Here is a 21,882-nt window from a genome sequence, read left to right as displayed (position 1 = left end):
AACTATTTTTTCTCGAAGATCGACAGAGTATGACTTCATTTAAAAATATTTATATTTTAATTTAGTGTACCTCATAATAGACGCAAGTGCTGTATTCCTCAACCTATATTCAAAATTACATACACCATTATAGGCAATAAATCAGACGAAGTTAAGGTAATACCTAGTATATTAGCAAAAGGTATATCTGAAAGAAAGCTATCGTATGATAATCTCTTTAACTATAAAGCTCTATATCAAAAAGATTGGTTCTACTTGTGGAAAAGCAATCTTTTTATATCTGATATCACTATACTATTAATAGCACTTTTTTAATTTGGTATGAAAGAGAATTGAAGAATTTATATTTCAAGCAAAAAGAGAAAAAAATCCTTAATGCACTTGAAAAAAGACTTTATCAGCCAGGAGCAATAGATGAATTAAGGCAGAAAAATCTACCAAACGAAATAGTAGATTTTCTTGTGATAATGAATAATAAAGTTAGTAATGAGTCGATTGACAAGGTTATGTCAGAGTATTTAAGTGAAGAGTTATCTCAGCCAGGAAAAATCGATGAATTAAAGCAGTGGGAAGCTTCAAAAATTGCAGAACTTTTAGTCAAAATTGAGCGCGAATTTAATTGGGCAAATACTCCTTGGTGGAAGAGACGGTATTCTGGTATTCCCAAGCCTTAGCAAAGTAGATCAAGATATATAGAAGGGAGACAACGTAGATTGAAGCAAAAGCAATCGCCGATCGCACTTCTTCGTTATGCTGAAACGATTAATCCTGCGTCTCCTCAACTGACCCAAGCTGCTCTAATAACTGATGTACTGATAAAACGGGTATAGCTGAATTGGAAAACCCTTGCGAATCACGAGTAACGATCGCGTCTAAACTCTGAGCGACTGCACAATAAATTTGTACCGCATCCTCAAAATCAGCTAAACCAGATGCAAAAGCTGCTTCTAAAATAGCCCGATTTACAGAGCAAATAACCAAAACCGCCAGTATGGTTGAAACTGCCTGTCTAGCAAGTTCAATACTTTGAGTTTGTCTGCGGGCTATGTAGAAAATGTCAGTGAGTGTTGTTGCAGTCACATATCCAACTACTTGTCCAGAATCGATCAAATTAAATAGGGCTTGGGCATCTTGCAGAAATGGCTCTCGGTCTAGCAAATAATCTAGAACGATGTTGGTATCAATCAAAACTCTCATTAAAGATATTTCTCCACCCGGCGCTCTTCTAGCATGAACTCCACTTGTTCATCAGTCAGCGCTGGCTGGTTGGTCTTCAATAAACCTTTCATCTGCTTGATGATGCGCGATCGCTCAGGTAGTTGGGTTGGAACATCTTGCAAGGATTCAATAATCGCACGGACGAGTTCAAGGCGATCGCTCGCTGGCAGTTGACGGGCTTGCTCTTTAAGCTCTTGCAGGGACATAGAAAACACTCCGACAAATGCTGTATCTAAATTTTAGTATGAGCTATCAACGCTTAACTAAAGATAAATCTGGTGTTAGCCTTTGCAAAACTTGCTTCAATACCATTACTGTCCAATCTATATCAGCTTCAGTGGTATCACGCCCCAATGTGATGCGAATTCCTCCCAAGGCGGCTTTTTCGGAATAGCCCATCGCCAACAATATCGGGCTGGGGCTAAGTTTACCACTGTGACAGGCAGCACCAGCACTGATGCCGATGCCAGCAAGGTTTAACTGTCGTACTAAGGTTTTACCGCTAAGTTTTTTGCCATCGGCGTTTTCTAAGCACATACTGACATGGTGAGGTAAACGATCGCAGCTATCCCCTGTGGGAATTAAACCAGGAATCTCAGCTAGTTGGGCAAAGGCGCGATCGCGTAACTCCATCAATCGTGGTGTTTCTGTAGCTAGTTCTTGCGCTGCTAATTCTGCTGCGAGACCAAATCCGGCAATTATCGGTACTGCTTGCGTACCAGAACGCAATCCCATTTCTTGTCCACCACCAGCTATTAAAGGCATCAATTCCACTCCAGGACGCACGTACAGCGCCCCTACACCTTGGGGGCCATAGATTTTATGACTAGAAAGGCTAAGTAAATCTACAGGCAGTTGTTGCACATCTATGGGTAAACGTCCCGCAGCTTGTACCGCATCTGTATGAAACAAAGCACCATGCGATCGCACAATTTTACCCAATGCTGCGATCGGTTGGACAGTCCCAACTTCACTTTGACCGTAAATTATAGAAACTAAAACTGTGTTATGTCGCAACGCCGCCTTTAAATCTAAGGGATTAACTCTACCTTTCATATCTACAGACAAGCGCGTAACTTCCCAACCCCACGTTTCTAGAAATCGTGCTGTTTCAGAAATTGCGGAATGCTCAACGCTGGAGATAATTAGATGTTGAGGAACAGCATACAACCGAGCTACACCCATAATCGCCAAATTATCTGCTTCAGTACCACCAGAGGTAAAAATGATCGATTCAGGGGTAACAGCGTTAATTAAACCAGCAACTTGGACTCTAGCTAGTTCCACAACCGTTGCCGCCCGTTGTCCCCACTCATGTAAGCTGGAGGGATTGCCCCACTGTTGAGTGAGGACTGTTTGCATAACTGCGATCGCTTCTTTTCGAGTGGGTGTAGTGGCGCTGTAATCTAAATAAATTTGCATATAACCGAATAATGGTGAGAACACAGGTTAGTAGTAGGCTGCTGTTCTTGTCAGCATATACAGTTTTGGTAGACAAATCCTGAAAAAATCTCTGTAATTCTACCTTTAGCAGTGGATTTTTCCCAATACTAGGAAAGCTATTTCTCTACTTCATTCAGAACGCAAAATTTTGGGAATGATAAATATGTCAACTCCCAATCCACTTTTAACAGATTACAGTGCAACTTATTTCTAGACAAAGATATTTTTTATATATCTTTTTACTGATATTCTCCCTCGCTGGTTGTCAACGAGTCCAGTCTTCTAGTCAGCGTCCAGCACCCTTACCACAAGATCCGCTAGTTCAAGTTTACTTTAACCATTCTGAGTCTTCAGAATACCAAGAAAGTTACCGTCAGCAAACTCGCCTTGGGGATGATTTAGAAAAACAGATTGCCGATGCTATAATGCACGCTAAATCTACAGTAGATGTGGCGGTACAAGAATTACGTTTACCCAAAGTTGCCCAAGCACTGGCTAATAGACAAAAAGCTGGGGTAAAAGTCAGGATAATTTTAGAAAATACCTATAGCCGACCTTGGAGTAGCTTAACATCTACTGAAATAGATAAGTTAGATAAAAGAGAACGGGAACGCTATAATGAATCCCGCAAATTTATCGATATTAACCAAGATAATCAACTTAGTCCAACAGAAATCAATCAAAGAGATGCTTTGATAATTTTGCAGAATGCCAATATTCCCTGGTTAGACGATCGAGCAGATGGCTCGGCGGGTAGCAGTTTGATGCATCACAAATTTGTGATTGTGGACAATCGCCTTGTAATTATCACTTCCGCAAATTTTACATTAAGTGACACCTCTGGAGATTTTACAAATTCCAGCAGTTTAGGGAATGCTAATAATTTATTGCAGATTGACAGTCCAGAATTAGCATCTTTATTTACAGAAGAGTTTAATATTATGTGGGGGGATGGGCCGGGAGGTCAACCAGATAGCCGATTTGGTTTAAAAAAGCCGATGCGTTTCCCTAAACAAATAACTTTAGGTAACACCAAAATTACTGTGCAATTTTCGCCTACTTCTCCAACTCAACCTTGGAGTAACACTAGTAATGGTTTAATTGGCAAAACTTTAGATTCAGCAACCCAATCTATTGATATGGCCTTATTTGTTCTTTCCGAACAGCGTCTTGCCAATATTTTAGAAAAACGCCATCAACAAAGTGTAGAAATTCGCGCTTTAATTGAGCCACAATTTGCCTACCGCCCCTACAGCGAAGCCTTAGATATGATGGGTGTTGCTCTTAGTAACAAATGTAAATATGAAATTGACAATCATCCTTGGTCAAATCCAATTACTACCGTGGGCGTACCTGTGTTAGCCAAAGGTGATTTATTGCATCACAAATTTGGTGTTATTGATAGTCAAACAGTAATTACAGGTTCTCATAATTGGTCTGATGCTGCCAATAATGGTAACGATGAAACCCTTGTAGTAATTGAAAATCCGATAATTGCTGCCCATTATGTCCGAGAATTTGCGCGTCTTTATAGTAAAATCAAACCTGGATTACCAACAGCAATTCAAGAAAAGATTAAATTAGAACAAACACGCTGTCCGCAAATAAAAACTTCTTCATCAACTGAGTTACAAGCAGTTCAAAAAGTAAATATCAACACCGCAAGTTCAGAAGAATTAGCAACTCTCCCTGGCGTGGGTAAGAAATTAGCACAGCGAATAATTATTAGTCGTCAACAGCAAAAATTTACATCTTTACAAGACTTAGAACGAGTTCCAGGAGTGAGTGCTAAGATGTTGGGAAAATGGAGCGATCGCATCACTTGGTAAATCGCGTAGCATTTTTTCTTAGCCCACGGAGGTGGGCTTTGTTTATGTAGCTGCATTCGCCCTTGGTGTGCCGGAGGCATCATTTTATTCGCCAGGGCTGTAAAATTCACAAATGCGATATTTAAATGCGATCGCTAGCTAGCTAAATCAACCAAACTGCGGAAATGCCCATTTTGGGAAAATCGTTCTGCTATTACTTGTTTATAAACTGTTTCATAGCCATCAGTCATGTGCCCAACGCTGAAAAGGTCTTCCACGTACTGACGACAGGCATAGCGGTTTAACTCTATGGTGCGATCGATGGCACTGATGCACTCTTGAATATTATTGCAAAGGAAACCCGTCTTGCCGTGAGAAATTACCTCTTCTGTAGACCCCAATTTCATTGCAATCACTGGTGTACCCGAAGCCATTGACTCAATCATCACTAAGCCAAAGGGTTCTCGCCAGGTAATCGGGAACAGAGTTGCGACTGCACCACCCATGAGGGCATTTTTTTGAGCATGGTTGGCTTCACCCAAATATTCAATTTGCTCTCCATCAATGTGTGGTTTGATTTCCTTCTCAAAGTATTCCACATCAACAACATCTATCTTACCTGCCATTTTTAAATGCCAACCGGCAAGTTTGGCAATTTCTATAGCTAAATGCGCTCCTTTTTCAGGAGACATTCGACCCAAAAATGCTAGGTAGGGAGGATCTTGTGGTTGGGAGTGAAACTCATAACTACTGACATCAATCCCGTTATAAACCGTCGCTATAGAGTTTAACCCTAACCTTGGTTCTCGTTGTGAATTGGAAATATTGACGTAGGGTTGTTTTTTCCTAAAACTAAACATTTTTTCGTTATCAGGGGTAAAAATACCGTGCAACGTATGAACTGTAGGGGTTTTGACAAGATTTGCGTAAGCCAGTGCCCCATGTCCGATATGGGAGTGAATAATATCAAACTCTTCTGCGCGTTCGTACACCGAAGCGATATTCAGCATCTCGTAAATGCCGTAATCTTTGATAGTAGGATCGAGTCTGAGGGCACGGGGATGAACAGACGTTAGTTTTGCCAGACTAATAGAATCTCCCGATGCAAATAGAGTTACTTCGTGTCCGCGTCGGACTAATTCATCGGTCAGTAACCCTACTACTAACTCTATGCCACCATAAGCTGGAGGCGGTACTCTTTCCCACAATGGAGCTATTTGAGCAATTCTCATCATAAACCTCCTAAAAAATAAAACTTGAATTAGAAGTTTTTTATTTCTGTTGTTTTAGTGCTTGCAATTGATTCGCTTTGGCATCAGAAAGTAACTTCAGATACTAAACTTATTAACAATTTCCTTCAAATCTTACGCTCTTACTTCTATATTTTTTGTCTATCCTAGTACGGAAATTACCCACTCCTAAAGAGGTAAATGTATTCTCATTTATAAACTTTTGTGTTATTTTTTGCGGTTTTTAATAGAGATTTTTTTCTAAATAGGAACTTGATAAAATCGTCTAAAACTAGCTTTTAATGGTTAAATTATGGGAAAAAGCTCTATTTATAACTATCAATTATCTGATTTCAAAATGTTAATTAAAGAATAAAATCTGTAGAGACTATTTGGACGGCTTTCCGCACAAGGATAAATTGTGGTCGTCCAAAAGGTAGATTTAAGAAAGGCAGCAGGCAGAAGGCAGAAGTAAGAAAACTTTAGTTCTATAGATCGGCAGTCAAAAAAAGGGCGTTGCTGAATTCAGGTATAAAAATGATCTTGCATAATTTCAAAACCCTCGTAGAGACGTTGCATTGCAACGTCTCTACACCAAGATTCATACATCTAATCAGCAACGCCAAAAAAAGAATTGGGGCAAGACGCATAGCACAACTCGCATTACATCCTTGAAGGAGAGTTAAATAGTTGACTTATTACATTAAATATGATATTTTATATTGCCATCAATAAAAATCATATATAAGCGTGAATATCTCTCCATCTCTCAAAAAACCGCGTGTCTCATGGCAGGCGGTTTTCTCAGTGCTGATGTTTGTGTTCATGTACCTGCCCATACTGGTACTTAGCTTTTATAGCTTCAATCAATCGCCCTACAGTGCAACTTGGCAAGGATTCACTCTCGACTGGTATCGCAAGTTGTTCAGTGATGATCGTATTTTATCGGCTTTGCAAAATAGTATGATTGTTGCTGGTTGTGCTGTGGCAATTTCAGCAGTGCTAGGAACCTTGATGGCGGTTGGGTTGGCGCGTTACGAATTTCCTGGTAAGAAATTGTATCAGGGTGTTGCTTACCTACCATTGATTATTCCTGATATTGCGATCGCAGTGGCTACCCTAGTATGTCTAGCAGCCTTTGCAATCCCTTTGAGTTTGTGGACGATAGTTGCAGCCCATATAGTGTTTTGTCTCGCCTACGTCGGACTTGTAGTTGCTTCTCGACTGACTAATTTAGATCCACACTTAGAAGAAGCAGCACTAGATTTAGGCGCTACACCAACTCAAGCTTTCATCCAAGTATTGTTACCTCAATTAATGCCTGGGATTGTCGCTGGTTGTCTCTTGGCTTTTGTCCTCAGCTTAGATGACTTTCTCATTGCCAGTTTTACTGCTGGTAGCGGTTCTAACACCTTACCAATGGAAATTTTTAGCCGCATTAGAACAGGAGTTAAACCTGATATTAATGCACTTAGTGTAATGTTAATTTCTGTATCTGCGATCGTTGCTCTTGTCGCCGAGTTAATTCGCGTTTCGGGAGAGAATAAAAATTTCAAATAAGAGTCACAATTGGCAATAAACCAGAATTCAGAATTCAGAATTCTGAATTCAGAATTCAGTAGTTAGAATACTCTACCCATAAAGGGATAGAGTTTTAAGGTGAATATACTTAATACTAGTTTAGCCCAATATTACACTCGCTTTTAACCAGTATTTATTACCTACTTGTACATAATTAATACTGTTAGCGGATAGCTAAGGTTTAGCCCATTCTGACTCCTGTATTCTGAATTATTCTTATAAAAATTATAGGATATTTGGTTCTTAGTGAACTTTTTTGAATAGCGAACAACAGCTATATTAAAAATTAGGGTGCATTGGTCTTGCCATAAACACTAAATGTCATGGCAATATGCTGTATTTTATGCTAGCACAACCTCTTACTATAGATAAGGGAACTCAAAGAAATAAATTATCCAATATTGTGGAGTGGACAACATGAGCGCCCAGTCCATAATATAGCTACCGTGTCGCCCACCCCACAAGAGCTAATTGAATATTTTTTATTTTGAAGCCCCTTAAGTAAATAAATATAATTTATTCATCCTTCTATACTCGTGTGAAAGATAGTTTTAAACACATGAATAAACTTCCGTGTTCACTTCTCTACATAACTGTTTTCAATTAGATAATATTGGGGCTAACTTTGGAGAAGATGCTATTTCCCCCTCATTATGCAAATCTGCCAAAATCCCAATTGCTCAAATCCATTCAACTCTGATAGCAATAGATTTTGCGTGAGTTGCGGACAAAGCAACTTTGGCAAACTTCTCAGAAACCGTTACCGCGTATTAAGACTCTTAGGTGAAGGTGGATTCAGTAGAACCTATGCTACAGAAGATGTCGATAGACTAAACGCACCTTGCGTCATCAAACAATTTTTCCCGCAATTTCAGGGAACAGGACAACGCACGAAAGCAGCAGAATTTTTTAAAGAAGAGGCTTTTCGGTTGTATGAATTGGGAGAAAATCATACCCAAATTCCCAGATTACTAGCTTATTTTGAACAAGGTACTAGTTTGTATCTCGTACAAGAGTTTATTCAAGGAAAAACTCTCTTACAAGAAGTTCAGCAAAAAATTTATGGCGAACAACAAATTTGGGAACTTTTAGCTGATTTATTGCCAGTTCTGGAATTCATTCATACCCATAACGTGATTCATCGGGATATCAAACCAGAAAATATTATCCGTCGTGCCAGTGATGAAAAACCCGTATTAATTGACTTTGGCGGTGCTAAACAGGTAACACAAACCAGTATAGGCAGACAAGCTACAGTAATTTATACCCTTGGCTATGCCCCAACAGAACAAATGGCTGGATTTGCTTGTCACGGCAGTGATTTGTATGCTTTGGGTGTAACTTGTGTGCGTCTTTTAACTCAATGTTTGCCTTTTCAGGATGCTTCTGGACAGGTTAAAGATCCTATTTATGATGCCATGAATGCTAAATGGTTGTGGCGCGAACGTTTACAGCAAAAAGGTATTACTATCAGCGACGACTTAGGGAAAATTTTAGATAAATTACTCAAACATTTACCAAGTGAAAGGTATCAAACAGCAGTAGAAGTTATCAACGATTTGAAGTTTATAACATCGAACATTGAACCTGTCGCCTTAAAAATTGTTTCGATGCCTCAACCCATATTACCGCCACTACCACAAAAAGTAATCGAACCATTACCCCCCTTAGAAACCTTTGAGTTTGATGTAGTGACAGTGGACACAGGTGGTAGAGAAGTAAACCGTATGAGTTGCAATGCCAACTTCTTTGCCGAAGAATTGAGTAAGTCTGTCACATTAGAAATGGTATCAATTCCTGGCGGTACTTATATGATGGGTTCACCAGAGTTTGAAGGAGATGCTGACGAACGTCCTCAACATCAAGTTACCGTCGAACCATTTTTTATGGGGAAATTTCCCGTAACTCAAGCACAATGGAGAGTAGTCGCAGCTTTACCTAAAGTCAAACAAACTTTAAATCCCCATCCGTCGAAATTCAAAGGTTTAGATAGACCAGTAGAAAATGTATCTTGGTATGAAGCTGTAGAATTTTGTCTCAGGCTATCAGAAAAAACTGGACGCGACTATCGTTTACCGAGTGAGGCTGAATGGGAGTATGCTTGTCGTGCTGGAACTAAAACATCCTTCCACTTTGGTGAAACCATTACCTCTGAGTTAGTCAGTTGCACTATGGAACCAAAAAGTAAATTTCGTAAAGAAACAACAAACGTCGGCAATTTTGAAGTCGCCAACGCCTTTGGATTATATGATATGCACGGGCTAGTTTGGGAATGGTGTGCTGATTCGTGGCACAACAATTACAACGACGCACCCTTAGATGGAACAGCTTGGGAAGTTGACGGTGATATTCATCGCCGGGTGCTACGCGGTGGTTCTTGGAGTTTCAATGCAGAACTTTGTCGCAGTGCCAGTCGCAGTTGGAATGAGTCAGACGGTGGATTGAGGATTTGCGGCTTTAGAGTAGTATTTTCACTCTAGACATTGACATCGTTTTGCTTAGTTTCTCGATCGGCTAATCGGTATTCAAATTGCATAATTAGGTCGCTCATGTTGCCATAGGTGTCAACTTAACGCGAAACCGCTTGTCCGCCGGGAATTGAAATTCCCGTATAATAGCTAAAGTCATCTGAAGATGACTAAAAATCTCCAGTCTACTTCAGTAGACTTCAGCTATTAGCCAGAAAATTTATTTTTGAAGTAATAAGTAATGAGTAATGGGTATTACTTATTACTCATTACTTATTACTCATTACTCATTTATTTATTTCCGGGCGGACATGGAAGCAAACAGATAAGCTATTTCCAGCTTAAGTTGATACAAATGGCAAGATGCCTACCCCACAAGATGTAGACTTCTGAGATTTGGCGAGATATTCAAGTGGATAGTTAACTATGATTTCGACTAACTGCCAACAGTTATTGTTGAATCTGCTGTTTCTTTTTCAGAATTTTCTGCATTGTCAACCTCAAGAGTTCGGAGTAGTTCTCGAATGACATCTGTTGCTGGCCTTCCTGTCGAAGCACAGTAGCATTCAAGTTTCTTCATTTCCTCGGTTGTGAGATTTACTGTCAGTCGTTTAACAGCCCATTTTTTCTTCATGATCCTTATTTTGTCTTTAATTTGCTTTTTATCAAAATCACCAAGTCATGAGGATTATTCCCGTAGTGCATAGCCTACACCACGGACTGTATGAATCAAACGCTTTTCATTATTTTCTTCCAACTTGAGTCGCAGATAACGAATATAAACCTCAATAATATTAGAGTCACCCATAAAATCGTAACCCCAAACTTTCTCTAAAATTTGATCTCTAGTAAACACTTGACGGGGATGTGAAAGGAGATATTCTAATAAGTCAAACTCCTTTGCTGTTAACTCAATGCTTCGTTTCTCGCGAAATACTTCACGGGTGCGGCGATTTAAGCTTAAATCTTCAAATTGCAACAAATCCTCGTCTGTTTCTTGGGTGCGGCGCAGATGGGCGCGAATTCTAGCTAGTAGTTCCTCAATGCTGAAAGGTTTAACTACATAATCATCGGCTCCTGCATCTAATCCTGCCACGCGATCGCTCACTTCATCTTTTGCTGTCAACAAAATCACTGGTAGTGTACTCCCTGTTGCTCGCAAACGGCGACAAATTTCCAAACCTGTCAAGCCTGGAAGCATCCAATCCAGAATCGCTAAATCTGGTGATGAGTCTCTGGCTAGGGTTAAACCAGCAATACCATCATGGGCTACACTGACTTTGTATCCTTCGCTACTAAGTTCTAATTCGACAAATCGCGCTAGTTTGACTTCATCTTCCACCAAAAGGATATGTGCTGTCATATTTTTGCTCCTAAAGTAGGTAATGTTAGATTCACAATTCACAACAAAATTTTTCTGTCATACACACTATGTCTGCAATCAAATCAAGAAGTCGAGAATCTAAGTCTTTCAATTTTCATAAATCAGATATAAATGCTATATAGCAATCCTAAAAGATCCCCGACTTCTTCAATAAGTCGAGGATCTGCTCCTCTCGGTGGAGAGAAAATCAAACAGGACTGTTATATATAGGTAAACTGATTGTAAATATACTACCTTCCCCTAATTTAGATTGCACACTGACACTACCTCCCATCCCTTCTATAAGTGTTTTGACAATCGATAAACCCAAACCACAACCCCCAGTAGTATGAGAGCGAGATTCATCTACACGGTAAAACCTCTCAAATATCCGTGCTTGGTGCTGTAAAGGAATGCCATAGCCTTTGTCATAAACTTGAATAACTGCCTTGTCTTGAACCTGATTTAACTTAAAAATTATCTGTGTACCAGCTTCAGAATATTTAACAGCATTATCAATTAAATTTAATAACACTTGTTTGAGGCGACTGTAGTCTGCTTTAATCTCAATTGGATAAATATTTGACTCGATTGTAATTGTGCGATCGCTATACTTTTCTGCCATCATTACAACTTCTTCAACCAATTCATTGAGTACATAAGATTTCATCTGAAAGTATAAATAACCACTATCGGCTCGTGCCAAATCAAGTAAATCTTGCAACAAGCGGATGGTGCGTTCCGCTTCTGATGCCGCAGTTTCTAAAGCTTCTTGCTGGGTTTGGGTTAAGTTATTCTGCCTTCGTAAGACACTTTGCAAATAACCATGTACAATTGTTAAAGGTGTGCGTAGTTCGTGAGAAACATTACTCACAAATTCTCGCTCTTGCTCCCATGATTGGGAGAGACGTGATAACAGCATATTTAAAGTTTGAGCTAATTCTTTAACTTCGCTGGGTGCATTATCAAGATATAGCTGTGCTTGTCCTAAATCTTCAGCAGAAATCACAGAAGTCATTTGATTTAGCTGGCGCAGGGGTTGCAGAGAACGTTTAATATAAAGTGCGATCGCAACAGTTAAAATAATAATTGCCAAAATACTGGTAATACCTAAATTCTGCACCATTCCTACAAACATTTTCTGTTCGCGGGTAATATCCTTGACTACAAATAACTCACCGATAAACTTCCCCTGCACTTGCACAGAACTACCACATAAAACAAAATAGCTTTGGTTTACTTTGTAAACTTGTGCTTTAATCGGCATCTTAGTCAGGGACATTAACTCAGTAACCGTAGTATCAGATAATAAATTTAAATTAGCAGATTTTACTAAAATTTTATTATCAGGACTTTTTAGCCATAATAATGTGTTGGTATTTCCTAAATTATTAATAGCCTTTTGTAACCCAGTTTCAGGCTGCATCATCTCACTATAAATTTGCACATCTTGCGGCAAGCGCTTGGCAATTTGTTCTATATTATATTTATGACTATCAACTAAAATTTGCTGCATTTTCCAGCTAGTCCATGTAGCGAGACTACCTAATACCAAAGCCGAAAATGATGCAATACCAATGGTGAGGCGTGACTGTAAGGAAAATGGATCTATATTTATCCAAAATTTTATGATTTGCTTCACTGTTCTGGTTGCACTTGATGAGTTTAATAAGGTTTGATCGATATAAATAAGACTGCTAAATATAAAGTTACTGTCAACCGCGACATCTCTAGTTATAGCTGACTTGAACTTACCTCTGTTGTATATCTACAGTGAAAAGTGCAGCCATTCCAAAAAGATTGCTAAATATTTTTATTTTATCGCTCTCCTAACTCTAGAAATCTTGGTCTAATAATAATCTAAATGCATTTAGTGGTAATTAAATTAATTTGCGCTGAGAATTACCTTAAAATGTCTAATATTATCTGCTTTTAGTTTGAGTGCAAGGGCTAAAAGTCAATCTTTCTCTTTGATAAAGTTTCTTTTATATGAAGTACAAAGCTACGGGTATTGCGGCATGAGATATAAACTCTTTAATACAATACGCTTGGGTGGCTACTGGCAACAATTTTTGGTTTTCGAGACGCGATAAATCGCCGTCTCTACAAGTGTTTTAGGTTGATCTGAACTGTATTGCTCTTGAATAATTATCTTTATTACTAAATTTTTTACCTCAGTTACTTGCAAACTGCTATATCTTTTTGATGATTTGGCAAATTGGCAACTCTGAGAAAATTAACTGTGTTATTTTCAATGCTATACAAGGTGTATTTGCACTTTCAAGCTATTTAGACGGGCTGCAACCCGTCTTTATTTATCGCTAATTTTCTTTAAGGGGTTGCGGAAGCTCTTAATAGGGTTGGATAGGGAGCCTGCATACCACCACAGAGAAGCAAGCTACACCCCATGTCTCGCTTCTTGGATTTCTCTAAGGGAATTCCAAGAAATAAATTATCCAATATTGTGGGGTGGGCAACATGAGCGCCCAGTTTATATGGCGGGCAAGATGCCCACCCCACAAGAGTTAATTGGATATTTTTTTATTTTTCAGTCCCTAAGTGGAGGAGTGGTGTGGATTAGGCGAATTTATCAACAAGTGCCTAAAATCATAACCAGCCACTTTTCAAACAATTTCATGAAAGCGGATGCAGTATTGTTAAATGAAAACTATGTCTGGTTTCAGTTTTCAGATACCGTTCTTGCAAAGGTTGCCACTGCTGCCACGACTGGTAACGATTTTCAGTTAACAAAGTAGCAAGGGTGGGCAACTGACTCTGAATTTCTGACTTGAAAACATCTGTAAGCCAGTCAGTTAAAACTGCACTATCTTGCATCGTACCCAAAATTTCTTGGATATTTTTCACTTCTTCAATATAAGCTGCGTAAGACTCACCATATAAGTCACTAAATAACTCCATTTGGTAGCGTACACGTTTCGCTTCTTTTCGCAAACTATGAAGATTTTCGCCTTCTGTCGTCAATTGTTGTTCTATCTTTTCTGGTTCCCAATTTTTCTGGATTTTAACTTCTGAGTTGACAAATTCAGTGCCAACTAGCCACCCCGGATGCAATAAGAAGTTACTCACTTCTGGTAAAAGTAAGTCTGGTAGTACTTGCTGAATCGTGACAGATCCCAAAGGTTGATAACTGGGTTTCTCTAACCATTTATCTAAGGCATCTTTTAGAGACTTGTAAGATTCATCTTTTAATGTTTTCTGTACACTCGATAGTACGTCTTCACGTTGTTTAGCTAAAGCTGTGAAAGCTGTTTGCAAAGATTCTTGCTCTTTGCGGGGTAAGTTTGGTTTGTAATTGTTTTCCAAACTTTCTTTAAGTACATCCAAATCTCGCAGATTACCAAGACGACGGGCTATTTTACCAATATTTTTATCGCTGATTGGTTTGGATACATCCACCGCTAGTCCAAACCGAGTTACGGCTGTCCGTAAGCGGCGCATTCCCACTCGCATTTGATGCAGCGCTTCTGGATCTTCATCTTTCTTCACTGATTTTTCCCACTTAAAGGTTTTCTTAAAGTGTTTTTGAATCGCTTGGTAGGCGTAGTCCCCTAGAGTTTTTACCGTGGGTTGTGTAGCTAATTTCATAATTGATCTGAATGACTACCTCATGAGGTTATTGCATAATAACATTAGTTAAAAATTTGCATCTGTTTTTGATATTTTTTTATGCAATCAGGATTGCTAAGTATATTTATGACTATTGATATAGGACTCATATTTGATTTTTGAACAAAACTCAGTACACCTTTATTCCTTCTTCCCAGTCCCCAATCCCCTATCCCTTACCTCTACGAGTGATTCAGAAATTAAATTGGATTACTATCTATAGTTTCATAGCTTTTGATAAATACACATTATCTATCAATCGCAATATCATAGTTAATCCTGGCGATTTGGCCTGAAATATAGGTATTGGAAGATTATTAAAGAGGTAGGTAGATTATAATAGCATGATTTGCATTTTTGTAACTATCAAGATAATTTCAAATTCCCGATTTGCATTGTATCAATCAAGTTTTCTTGACTTTTGTAGATAATTTTAAAGAACACAGAGAAGAGTTATCGAAAATGTCGATAACATATCAGAATTATTTATACTTGGGGTTAGATTAAACCTCAAGTATTAAGCGTCTATCTTTGATTGATACTGATAGATTTACAGATGATCAACAATTTCGAGTAGCAGAGTTGATCAATTTTAGATTGATAATAAATTTGGATGAGTAATCTTTCCTGCTGTATGCGGTAATCTTAGATATTAGTAGAAATTGCTTGTACGGGACAGCTAGGGATACACTGTTCGCAAACGATACAGCGCGATCGCGTGAATGTCAATTTGTACGTCTCTGGATGGAGGGTGAGGGCTTCAGTAGGACAAACCCCAGTACACAAGCCACAGTGGACACATACATCCTCGTCAATCGCAATTTCGCCTAGTGTAGAAGACACGTTAACATGGCGCGATCGCATCCACTCAATAGCCGCATCTAATTGATCGATATCTCCCGATAGCTCTACTACTAGTTTGCCAATTTGATTTGGAGCAACTTGGGCGCGGATAATATTGGCGGCGACGTTGAACTCTTTAGCCAGTACATAAGTGACTGGCATTTGTACAGCGCGTTTCGGGAAGGTAAGCGTGACTCGTTTTTTCACAGGTTTAGCAGCAGGTTTTTTCTGTTGTAGCGTATTGAGAGTTTTATAAGAAGAATTCAGAATTCAGGAGTCAGAATTCAGTATGAATTCTGTACAAGTGGGTGATAGCGGAGCGGTAGCGAGTATTTTCGAGCTACTGATATCTTGCACCAGGCGACTGGAAATCGCCAGGGCTAGGTGCAAGATATGAGGCTACGCGCTTTCGCCCCTGGTGGGCGAAAAAAATAAAAATATTCTCGCCTGAAAACTCCATCCCTTTATGGGTAGAGTTTTCTGAATTCTGAATTCTGAATTCTGACTCCTGTTTTATGATTACTTTAATTGATGTTGTAATTTAAGTTTATTGCTTGTTATCTGTTGTATCCATTTTAATTTGGAAAGCTTTTAACATGAAAATATTAGTTGTAGAAGATGATGAGTTAAATGCCCATACACTCACAGCCGTTTTGATTAATCAAAACTATGCGGTTGAAATTGCTACTGATGGTGATGCTGCTTGGGATTTTATTCAAACTTACGATTATGATTTAATCCTTCTGGATGTAGTACTGCCGAAGCTAGATGGCATTAGTCTTTGTCGTCAAATTCGGTCTAGTGATCTGCAAATGCCAATATTATTATTGACAGGGCGCGATAGTAGTCATGAAAAAGCGATCGGGCTAGATGCAGGCGCAGATGACTATGTAGTTAAACCCTTTGAGGAAGAAGAGTTAATTGCTCGGATCAGGGCGCTGTTGCGTCGCAAAGGCGTAACTTCTCAGCCTGTGCTGGAGTATGGTAAGTTGCAGCTAGACCCTAGTAGCTGTGAAGTAATTTATGCTGGAAATCTACTACCACTGACTCCAAAAGAGTATGCTCTATTAGAACTATTCTTACGAAATACTCGCCGGGTGTTTAGCTGCGGCATGATTTTAGAACATCTTTGGTGTTATGAAGATACTCCCCAAGAAGAAGCTGTTCGCACCCATATTAAAGGGTTACGGCACAAACTCAAAGCTGTAGGAGCGCCCAGTGATTTGGTTGAAACAGTTTATGGTATCGGCTATCGGCTGAAATCACTGGCAGGGGAAGAGAAGAGCAGGGGGGCAGAGGAGCAGAGGAGCAGAGGGGAATTAAATTGTGAAAAATCTTTGGTTTCAAATCTAAAATCACAGCAGCAAACATTAATGGCAGTTGCGGAAATTTGGCAACGATTTCAAGGGCGAGTGGATGAGCAAGTGAGGGTGCTAGAGGATGCGATCGCAACTTTAAATCAAAATACTTTAAGTTCCGAATTACTTTCTCTTGCGGCCAAAGAAGCCCATACCTTGGCGGGATCTTTAGGTACTTTTGGTTTACCTATTGGCTCAAAATTGGCACGTAATATCGAACTGTTGCTGAGTTCTGGTAAAATTTTGAGTCAATCTGAGATTAGCAACCTCGAAAGTTGGGTAAGGTTATTGCGTCGGGAAATTGACGCAAAAGACGCAGGGGCAATATCTACATCGTCAATCCCACAGGTATTAGAAACAGTCACGCAACCACTGCAAAATGACTTATATCCAGAAACTAAAATATTAGTTGTGGATGACGATCCGCAAATTCAGGCATTGTTACAAACCTTACTTAGTCCTTGGGGACTGAAAGCGATCGCTCTTGAAGATCCACTTCATTTCTGGGAAATATTGGAAGTTGTTACGCCAGATATGCTGATTTTGGATGTGGAATTACCTCATACAAATGGTATAGAACTTTGCCAATTAATACGCAACGAGCCGCGCTGGAGTGAGTTACCTATCTTATTCCTCACCGTGCATAGCGATGCCGAAATGGTAAATCAGGTGTTTAGCGTTGGTGCTGATGATTTTGTAAGCAAGCCCATTGTCGGGCCAGAACTAGTAACCCGGATCGTTAATCGCTTAGAACGGATGAAATTGCGTCAGCGCGCGACGCAGGGGGGCAGAGGGGCAGGGGGGCAGGGAGGCAGGGGAGCAGGGGGAGCAGGGGAAGCAGGGGGAGATAGGGTAGTAAGTTCTTCTTTGTCTCCCTTGTCTCCCTCATCCCTCAATTTACGAGCCATCAACGAACTGGAATTGAGAGTCGCAGAACGCACCGCTGAGTTAATTAGAGTCAATCAACAGTTACAGTCACAACTCGATGAACGTCAACGGACACGAGGCGAGTTACGGTTCTCTCAAGCCCGATTTGCACGGATTTTAGATATTGCTGATGATGCAATTATTTCCATCAACGGATTCCAAAACATCACCTTGTTTAATCAAGGAGCAGAGAAAATTTTCGGCTACTCTGCTCAGGAAGTGATTGGTAAGGGTCTTGATTTGCTCTTACCGCAGCGCTTTTTTCAAGTGCATCGTCAACACGTCGTTGACTTTGGCCAATCTCCCAATATTGCCCGTCGGATGGGAGAACGGCGAGAAATCTATGGTCGTCGTAAGGATGGTACTGAATTTCCAGCAGAGGCTTCCATCTCCAAAATAGATATGAGTGAGGAAATATTTTATACGGTTATTTTACGAGATATCACAGAGCGCAAGCAAATCGAACGCATGAAAGATGAATTTGTCTCTGTTGTTAGTCACGAACTCCGCACACCTTTAACCTCGATTCACGGCTCTCTCGGAATGCTAGCTAGTGGTTTGCTACCGACAGACTCAGAGCAGGGAAAACGCCTGCTGCAAATTGCTACTGATAGCAGCGAACGCCTAGTACGTTTAATCAAAGACATCCTAGATATTGAGCGGATCGAGTCGGGTAAGACGAAGATGGAACCAGAAATCTGCAATGTCGTTGATCTGATCGTTCAAGCAGTAAATGTTATGCAGCCTCTAGCTGACAAAGCGGGAGTGAAAGTATCGATTTCCGCACTATCCGGCCAAGTATGGGCAGATAGCGATCGCATTGTCCAAACCTTGACTAATCTACTGAGTAACGCCATTAAATTTTCGTCTGCGGGATCTATGGTTTGCTTGGGGGCACAACAACAAGGGGATGAAGTTTTGTTGACAGTCAAAGATACTGGACGCGGTATCCCAACAGACAAACTTGAGAGTATCTTTGAACGCTTTCAACAAGTTGACTCCTCAGATTCACGCAACCATGATGGGACTGGTTTAGGTTTGGCAATTTGTAAGAGCATTATGCAACAGCATGGTGGACGCATCTGGGCTGAAAGTGTATTGGGCGAAGGTAGCACTTTTTACGTCACTCTGCCGTTGTTTGAGGCTTTCCCAAATACTGATTTAGAAGACTCTTCTAACATTCATAGTCGTTATGAGCAAAACATAAATAGCCAACTAAATCAAGATCCAGAACTTTTGACCAAAGGGCCTGTTACCACCGAGGAATTTGAACAACGGGCAATGGAGTTACTTCAGCGAATTACCCTGAATCAACAAAAGGATAGCAGTGATGACAACCAAGCAAATTCTAGTGGTTGATAACGAGCAGTATATCCAAGAAGTTACCAAGATTTGCTTGGAAACAGTCGCAGGCTGGAAAGTAAAAACAGCGAGTTCTGGTCAAGAGGGCATAATTAAAGCACAGACTGATCAACCAGATGCCATTTTACTAGATGTGATGATGCCAGAGATGGATGGCATCACGACCTTTGAAAAGTTACAAGCCAATCCATTAACCAAAGGGATTCCGGTAATTTTCTTAACTGCCAAAATCCAGGCTTCCGATCGCCGTCGCTATGCCCAAATGGGAATTGTCAGTGCGATCGCAAAACCATTCAATCCTCTAGAGTTAGCAGTTGAAATCGCCCTAGCTCTGGGTTGGAGTCTACAAAAGTAAGCTAAACAGCCCTTTTATTATCTATTTAAACCACAATTATTTGTTGGGGTGCATAACTATTTGGTAGCTCCAAAAATGTTTTTAACCACTCATACTTCGTACAGCCATACAGTTCAATCGCCACCCAACTGTCCGCCCCACATATCACCGCACAAATGGCAATAGTCAAAATATCAATTAACTTGTGTCGCTTCGTGCGATCTATTCGTAGATCTGACATCTGTGCAAAGTGGTGAGCAATTGTAATTTTGGGCTTGAGTTTCACGCAAACTGGGTCAATATTGTTACTTTTACAATGACTTTATCATCAATGCCCCATTGCTTATCCTTCATACCACAAGCGCTCGCTGCCTTGAGCGTTCTTTAGTATTTATGTACTATATATGCGTTTGCCCTGCTGGCGCAGCCTCTCCAAGAGTTGGGTATATGCGATAGCGTAGTGTTCGCGTAGCGTACCCTGCGGGTTCTCCGAAGGAGTACGCAATGACAATTTGTAACCTGAGTTTGATATTATATACTTGCACATTTGGGATGCTCCTGTGTACATACAAGTCAAAAAAGCTTAATTTCCAATTCTTCTGTTATTTATGAAACTTGACAATATTATATTTATTCAATAAGAGTAAATTTTTATGATTAATCTTCCTAAATTAAGTAAAATTGACTTTCTGGTTTTAATTTCTGTTGCCATAATTGGTTTGATGAATTTACCTTTTCCATTTTCAGGAGATCAAGCACTATTTACAACAGGTGCTTTAGAGATGCAACAAGGAAAGGTACTCTATCGAGATTTTTGGGATTTAAAGCAACCGGGAATTTATTACTTTTATTTTTTAGCAGGAACTTTATTTGGGTTTAATGAGATTGGCATCCATATCTTTGAACTTATCTATATGATGCTTTTCTCTATCATATTACAACTAACTTTAAAAACTTATTTTCGACATCAGATAATAGCAAGCTTAGTACCTTTATTAACGGTTGGTGTTTACTATATTTCTTCATATCATCGGCAATTTACCCAAGTAGAAGGACTAGTTGGGTTTCCTTTATTTTTATGTCTTTGGCTAACTTATGAATCTTTTAATCATGAAAGAGAACAAAGATTTATTAAACTTTTAATATCTGGTTTTATGGGTGGAATTGTCCTGATATTTAAATTAATATTTTTGCCAATTTTGCTTTGCTTTTGGCTAACTATATTGTTGCATTCTATATTGATAAAACATCAGAACTTTCAAAAAATATTCATTGAAATTTTCTTACCAATTTCTATAGGAGTTATCTTACCCCTTCTGATTGTTTTCAGCTACTTTGCCGAGGTTAATAGTTTATCAATTGTATATAAGACATTTTTTGTATATCCGGGTCAAGTGGTTGCTAATGGTAAATTTAATATATCTAAGTTACTTTTTGGAACAGCATGGTTCTTAAAGAACTTTGTCACTTTAGTTTTAATAGCTACTGTTGCAGTCAATGTATCCTTGCGTAAAGATAGAAATTTATTGACTTTGCTACTGGTTGTTTGGTTTGTTTTGGGGCTGATTGTTATTGTTTTACAAACTAGGTCACTCTGGAGCTACCATTATTTACTATTATTTGTACCTACAGGTATTTTAGCAACGAAAGGGTTAGATATATTATGGCAACCTTTAAAACAATTAAGTTCACCAATAATTAAGATTCTGGTGTCATTTTTGTTTTTATTACCTTTATTATTAAATTTTAAAGTCAAGACTGTTGCTTTAGTGAAGAATAATTTTGCTTTAACTGAAGATACACGATTTAAATATCAGACTGTATTTCGAGAAGACTATACATCGCTGCGTTCAGAAGTTGATTTTCTTTCTCAACCAGGAAATTTACCTGGTAAAATTTTTGTTGCTGGCGACCCGTCTATTTATTACTTATCTGGTCGTACTCAAGCAACATCCCTAAATGCATGGTCACTTGAGTTTTTTCTACCTGAACAATGGCCACAACTTCTACAGGAGTTAGATTTATCCAAGCCTCCTTATATATTTCTTAGTGATAACTATCAGCCTCTTATTAAACAAGAGTTTCCCAAGATTATAGAATTGATTGAGAAAAGATATAATCTTTTATCCAAAAGTAATGATGGTGTTTGGTATATTTTGAACTGAGAAAACTGGAACCATAATACCGCTATGCGTAATTTTTAACTCATAATTTTCCAAATGGCGAATCAATTCACGTCTTTTCACTATAATTTGATAGTAATCTGTTTACGGACGACATCTTTACCGGAAAGTTGTTGCTCTGCGAGTTCCCAATTTGAT

16 protein-coding genes and 1 pseudogene are annotated in these 21,882 nt (G+C 39.3%); 7 read left to right on the top strand and 10 right to left on the bottom strand.

Annotated features, from left to right (window positions below; translation table 11 throughout):
* Positions 1-332 precede the first annotated feature (332 nt).
* Positions 333-674 carry a hypothetical protein gene (locus V7L31_RS21905; protein WP_334698210.1) on the top strand — a complete coding sequence of 114 codons (342 nt, stop codon included), beginning with the start codon at positions 333-335 and terminating at the stop codon, positions 672-674.
* Positions 675-762: 88 nt separating this feature from the next.
* Here the strand turns inward: V7L31_RS21905 and V7L31_RS21900 are convergent, their stop codons facing one another.
* Genes V7L31_RS21900 through V7L31_RS21890 form a run of 3 tightly spaced genes read right to left on the bottom strand, consistent with a single transcriptional unit; the run spans position 763 to position 2,640 of the window.
* Positions 763-1,197 (bottom strand): PIN domain-containing protein, encoded by a 435-nt coding sequence (locus V7L31_RS21900; RefSeq protein WP_334698209.1) that lies wholly within the window; start codon positions 1,195-1,197, stop codon positions 763-765.
* Positions 1,197-1,424, bottom strand: coding sequence for a hypothetical protein (locus tag V7L31_RS21895; protein ID WP_334698208.1), 228 nt, complete (start codon positions 1,422-1,424; stop codon positions 1,197-1,199). The genes V7L31_RS21900 and V7L31_RS21895 overlap by 1 nt, the downstream gene beginning before the upstream one ends.
* A 46-nt stretch (positions 1,425-1,470) precedes the next feature.
* Positions 1,471-2,640, bottom strand: a complete 1,170-nt coding sequence (locus V7L31_RS21890; RefSeq protein WP_334698207.1) for a cysteine desulfurase family protein — start codon at positions 2,638-2,640, stop codon at positions 1,471-1,473.
* A 218-nt stretch (positions 2,641-2,858) separates the two neighbouring features.
* Between V7L31_RS21890 and V7L31_RS21885 the strand changes: the two genes are divergently transcribed.
* Entirely contained in the window at positions 2,859-4,490 is a 1,632-nt protein-coding gene (locus tag V7L31_RS21885) for a phospholipase D-like domain-containing protein (protein WP_334698206.1), read from the top strand.
* A 134-nt stretch (positions 4,491-4,624) separates the two neighbouring features.
* On the opposite strand, the gene V7L31_RS21880 is transcribed toward V7L31_RS21885, so the two are convergent.
* Entirely contained in the window at positions 4,625-5,701 is a 1,077-nt protein-coding gene (locus tag V7L31_RS21880) for a glycosyltransferase family 4 protein (RefSeq protein ID WP_334698212.1), read from the bottom strand.
* Positions 5,702-6,448: 747 nt separating this feature from the next.
* Here V7L31_RS21880 and V7L31_RS21875 point away from each other — a divergent pair.
* The gene (locus V7L31_RS21875; RefSeq protein WP_334698205.1) at positions 6,449-7,258 is read left to right on the top strand and encodes an ABC transporter permease; all 810 of its coding nucleotides are present in this window, start codon (positions 6,449-6,451) and stop codon (positions 7,256-7,258) included.
* A gap of 674 nt (positions 7,259-7,932) precedes the next feature.
* Positions 7,933-9,759 (top strand): bifunctional serine/threonine-protein kinase/formylglycine-generating enzyme family protein, encoded by a 1,827-nt coding sequence (locus tag V7L31_RS21870; protein ID WP_334698204.1) that lies wholly within the window; start codon positions 7,933-7,935, stop codon positions 9,757-9,759.
* A gap of 424 nt (positions 9,760-10,183) precedes the next feature.
* On the opposite strand, the gene V7L31_RS21865 is transcribed toward V7L31_RS21870, so the two are convergent.
* The 5 genes from V7L31_RS21865 to V7L31_RS21845 form a co-directional block, all read right to left on the bottom strand.
* Positions 10,184-10,381: a CopG family transcriptional regulator gene (locus V7L31_RS21865; protein WP_334698203.1), complete on the bottom strand. Its 198-nt coding sequence runs from the start codon at positions 10,379-10,381 to the stop codon at positions 10,184-10,186.
* A gap of 54 nt (positions 10,382-10,435) precedes the next feature.
* Positions 10,436-11,110 carry a response regulator transcription factor gene (locus tag V7L31_RS21860; protein WP_334698202.1) on the bottom strand — a complete coding sequence of 225 codons (675 nt, stop codon included), beginning with the start codon at positions 11,108-11,110 and terminating at the stop codon, positions 10,436-10,438.
* A gap of 208 nt (positions 11,111-11,318) precedes the next feature.
* A complete protein-coding gene (locus V7L31_RS21855; protein WP_334698201.1) occupies positions 11,319-12,752 on the bottom strand; it encodes a sensor histidine kinase in 1,434 nt (477 codons plus the stop codon).
* A gap of 992 nt (positions 12,753-13,744) precedes the next feature.
* Positions 13,745-14,716 (bottom strand): CHAD domain-containing protein, encoded by a 972-nt coding sequence (locus V7L31_RS21850; protein WP_334698200.1) that lies wholly within the window; start codon positions 14,714-14,716, stop codon positions 13,745-13,747.
* 666 nt (positions 14,717-15,382) lie between these two features.
* A complete protein-coding gene (locus V7L31_RS21845) occupies positions 15,383-15,787 on the bottom strand; it encodes an NIL domain-containing protein (protein WP_334698199.1) in 405 nt (134 codons plus the stop codon).
* Between the two features lie 389 nt (positions 15,788-16,176).
* Here V7L31_RS21845 and V7L31_RS21840 point away from each other — a divergent pair, with 389 nt between their 5' ends.
* Together V7L31_RS21840 and V7L31_RS21835 are read left to right on the top strand one after the other, a co-directional pair.
* Positions 16,177-19,224: a response regulator gene (locus V7L31_RS21840; RefSeq protein ID WP_334698198.1), complete on the top strand. Its 3,048-nt coding sequence runs from the start codon at positions 16,177-16,179 to the stop codon at positions 19,222-19,224.
* A complete protein-coding gene (locus V7L31_RS21835; protein WP_334698197.1) occupies positions 19,196-19,582 on the top strand; it encodes a response regulator in 387 nt (128 codons plus the stop codon). Before V7L31_RS21840 ends, V7L31_RS21835 begins: the two co-directional genes overlap by 29 nt.
* A 58-nt stretch (positions 19,583-19,640) precedes the next feature.
* Here V7L31_RS21835 and V7L31_RS21830 read toward each other — a convergent pair.
* Positions 19,641-19,847, bottom strand: a pseudogene (locus tag V7L31_RS21830) (transposase family protein); the annotation flags it as partial.
* Between the two features lie 367 nt (positions 19,848-20,214).
* On the opposite strand from V7L31_RS21830, the gene V7L31_RS21825 reads away from it, so the two are divergent.
* Positions 20,215-21,726, top strand: a complete 1,512-nt coding sequence (locus V7L31_RS21825) for a hypothetical protein (RefSeq protein ID WP_334698196.1) — start codon at positions 20,215-20,217, stop codon at positions 21,724-21,726.
* Positions 21,727-21,882 lie beyond the last annotated feature (156 nt).

The sequence above is a fragment of the Nostoc sp. genome, from assembly GCF_036916655.1.
GTDB lineage: Bacteria > Cyanobacteriota > Cyanobacteriia > Cyanobacteriales > Nostocaceae > Nostoc.
This window is presented reverse-complemented; position numbering and strand designations above follow the sequence as displayed.

What these genes read in the sequence shown, in the direction of transcription:
- V7L31_RS21865 (WP_334698203.1), bottom strand. Translation starts at nt 10,381, where the DNA reads ATGAAGAAAAAATGGGCTGTTAAACGACTGACAGTAAATCTCACAACC.
- V7L31_RS21880 (WP_334698212.1), bottom strand. Translation starts at nt 5,701, where the DNA reads ATGAGAATTGCTCAAATAGCTCCATTGTGGGAAAGAGTACCGCCTCCA.
- V7L31_RS21840 (WP_334698198.1), top strand. Translation starts at nt 16,177, where the DNA reads ATGAAAATATTAGTTGTAGAAGATGATGAGTTAAATGCCCATACACTC.
- V7L31_RS21890 (WP_334698207.1), bottom strand. Translation starts at nt 2,640, where the DNA reads ATGCAAATTTATTTAGATTACAGCGCCACTACACCCACTCGAAAAGAA.
- V7L31_RS21900 (WP_334698209.1), bottom strand. Translation starts at nt 1,197, where the DNA reads ATGAGAGTTTTGATTGATACCAACATCGTTCTAGATTATTTGCTAGAC.
- V7L31_RS21835 (WP_334698197.1), top strand. Translation starts at nt 19,196, where the DNA reads ATGACAACCAAGCAAATTCTAGTGGTTGATAACGAGCAGTATATCCAA.
- V7L31_RS21860 (WP_334698202.1), bottom strand. Translation starts at nt 11,110, where the DNA reads ATGACAGCACATATCCTTTTGGTGGAAGATGAAGTCAAACTAGCGCGA.
- V7L31_RS21825 (WP_334698196.1), top strand. Translation starts at nt 20,215, where the DNA reads ATGATTAATCTTCCTAAATTAAGTAAAATTGACTTTCTGGTTTTAATT.
- V7L31_RS21850 (WP_334698200.1), bottom strand. Translation starts at nt 14,716, where the DNA reads ATGAAATTAGCTACACAACCCACGGTAAAAACTCTAGGGGACTACGCC.
- V7L31_RS21870 (WP_334698204.1), top strand. Translation starts at nt 7,933, where the DNA reads ATGCAAATCTGCCAAAATCCCAATTGCTCAAATCCATTCAACTCTGAT.
- V7L31_RS21895 (WP_334698208.1), bottom strand. Translation starts at nt 1,424, where the DNA reads ATGTCCCTGCAAGAGCTTAAAGAGCAAGCCCGTCAACTGCCAGCGAGC.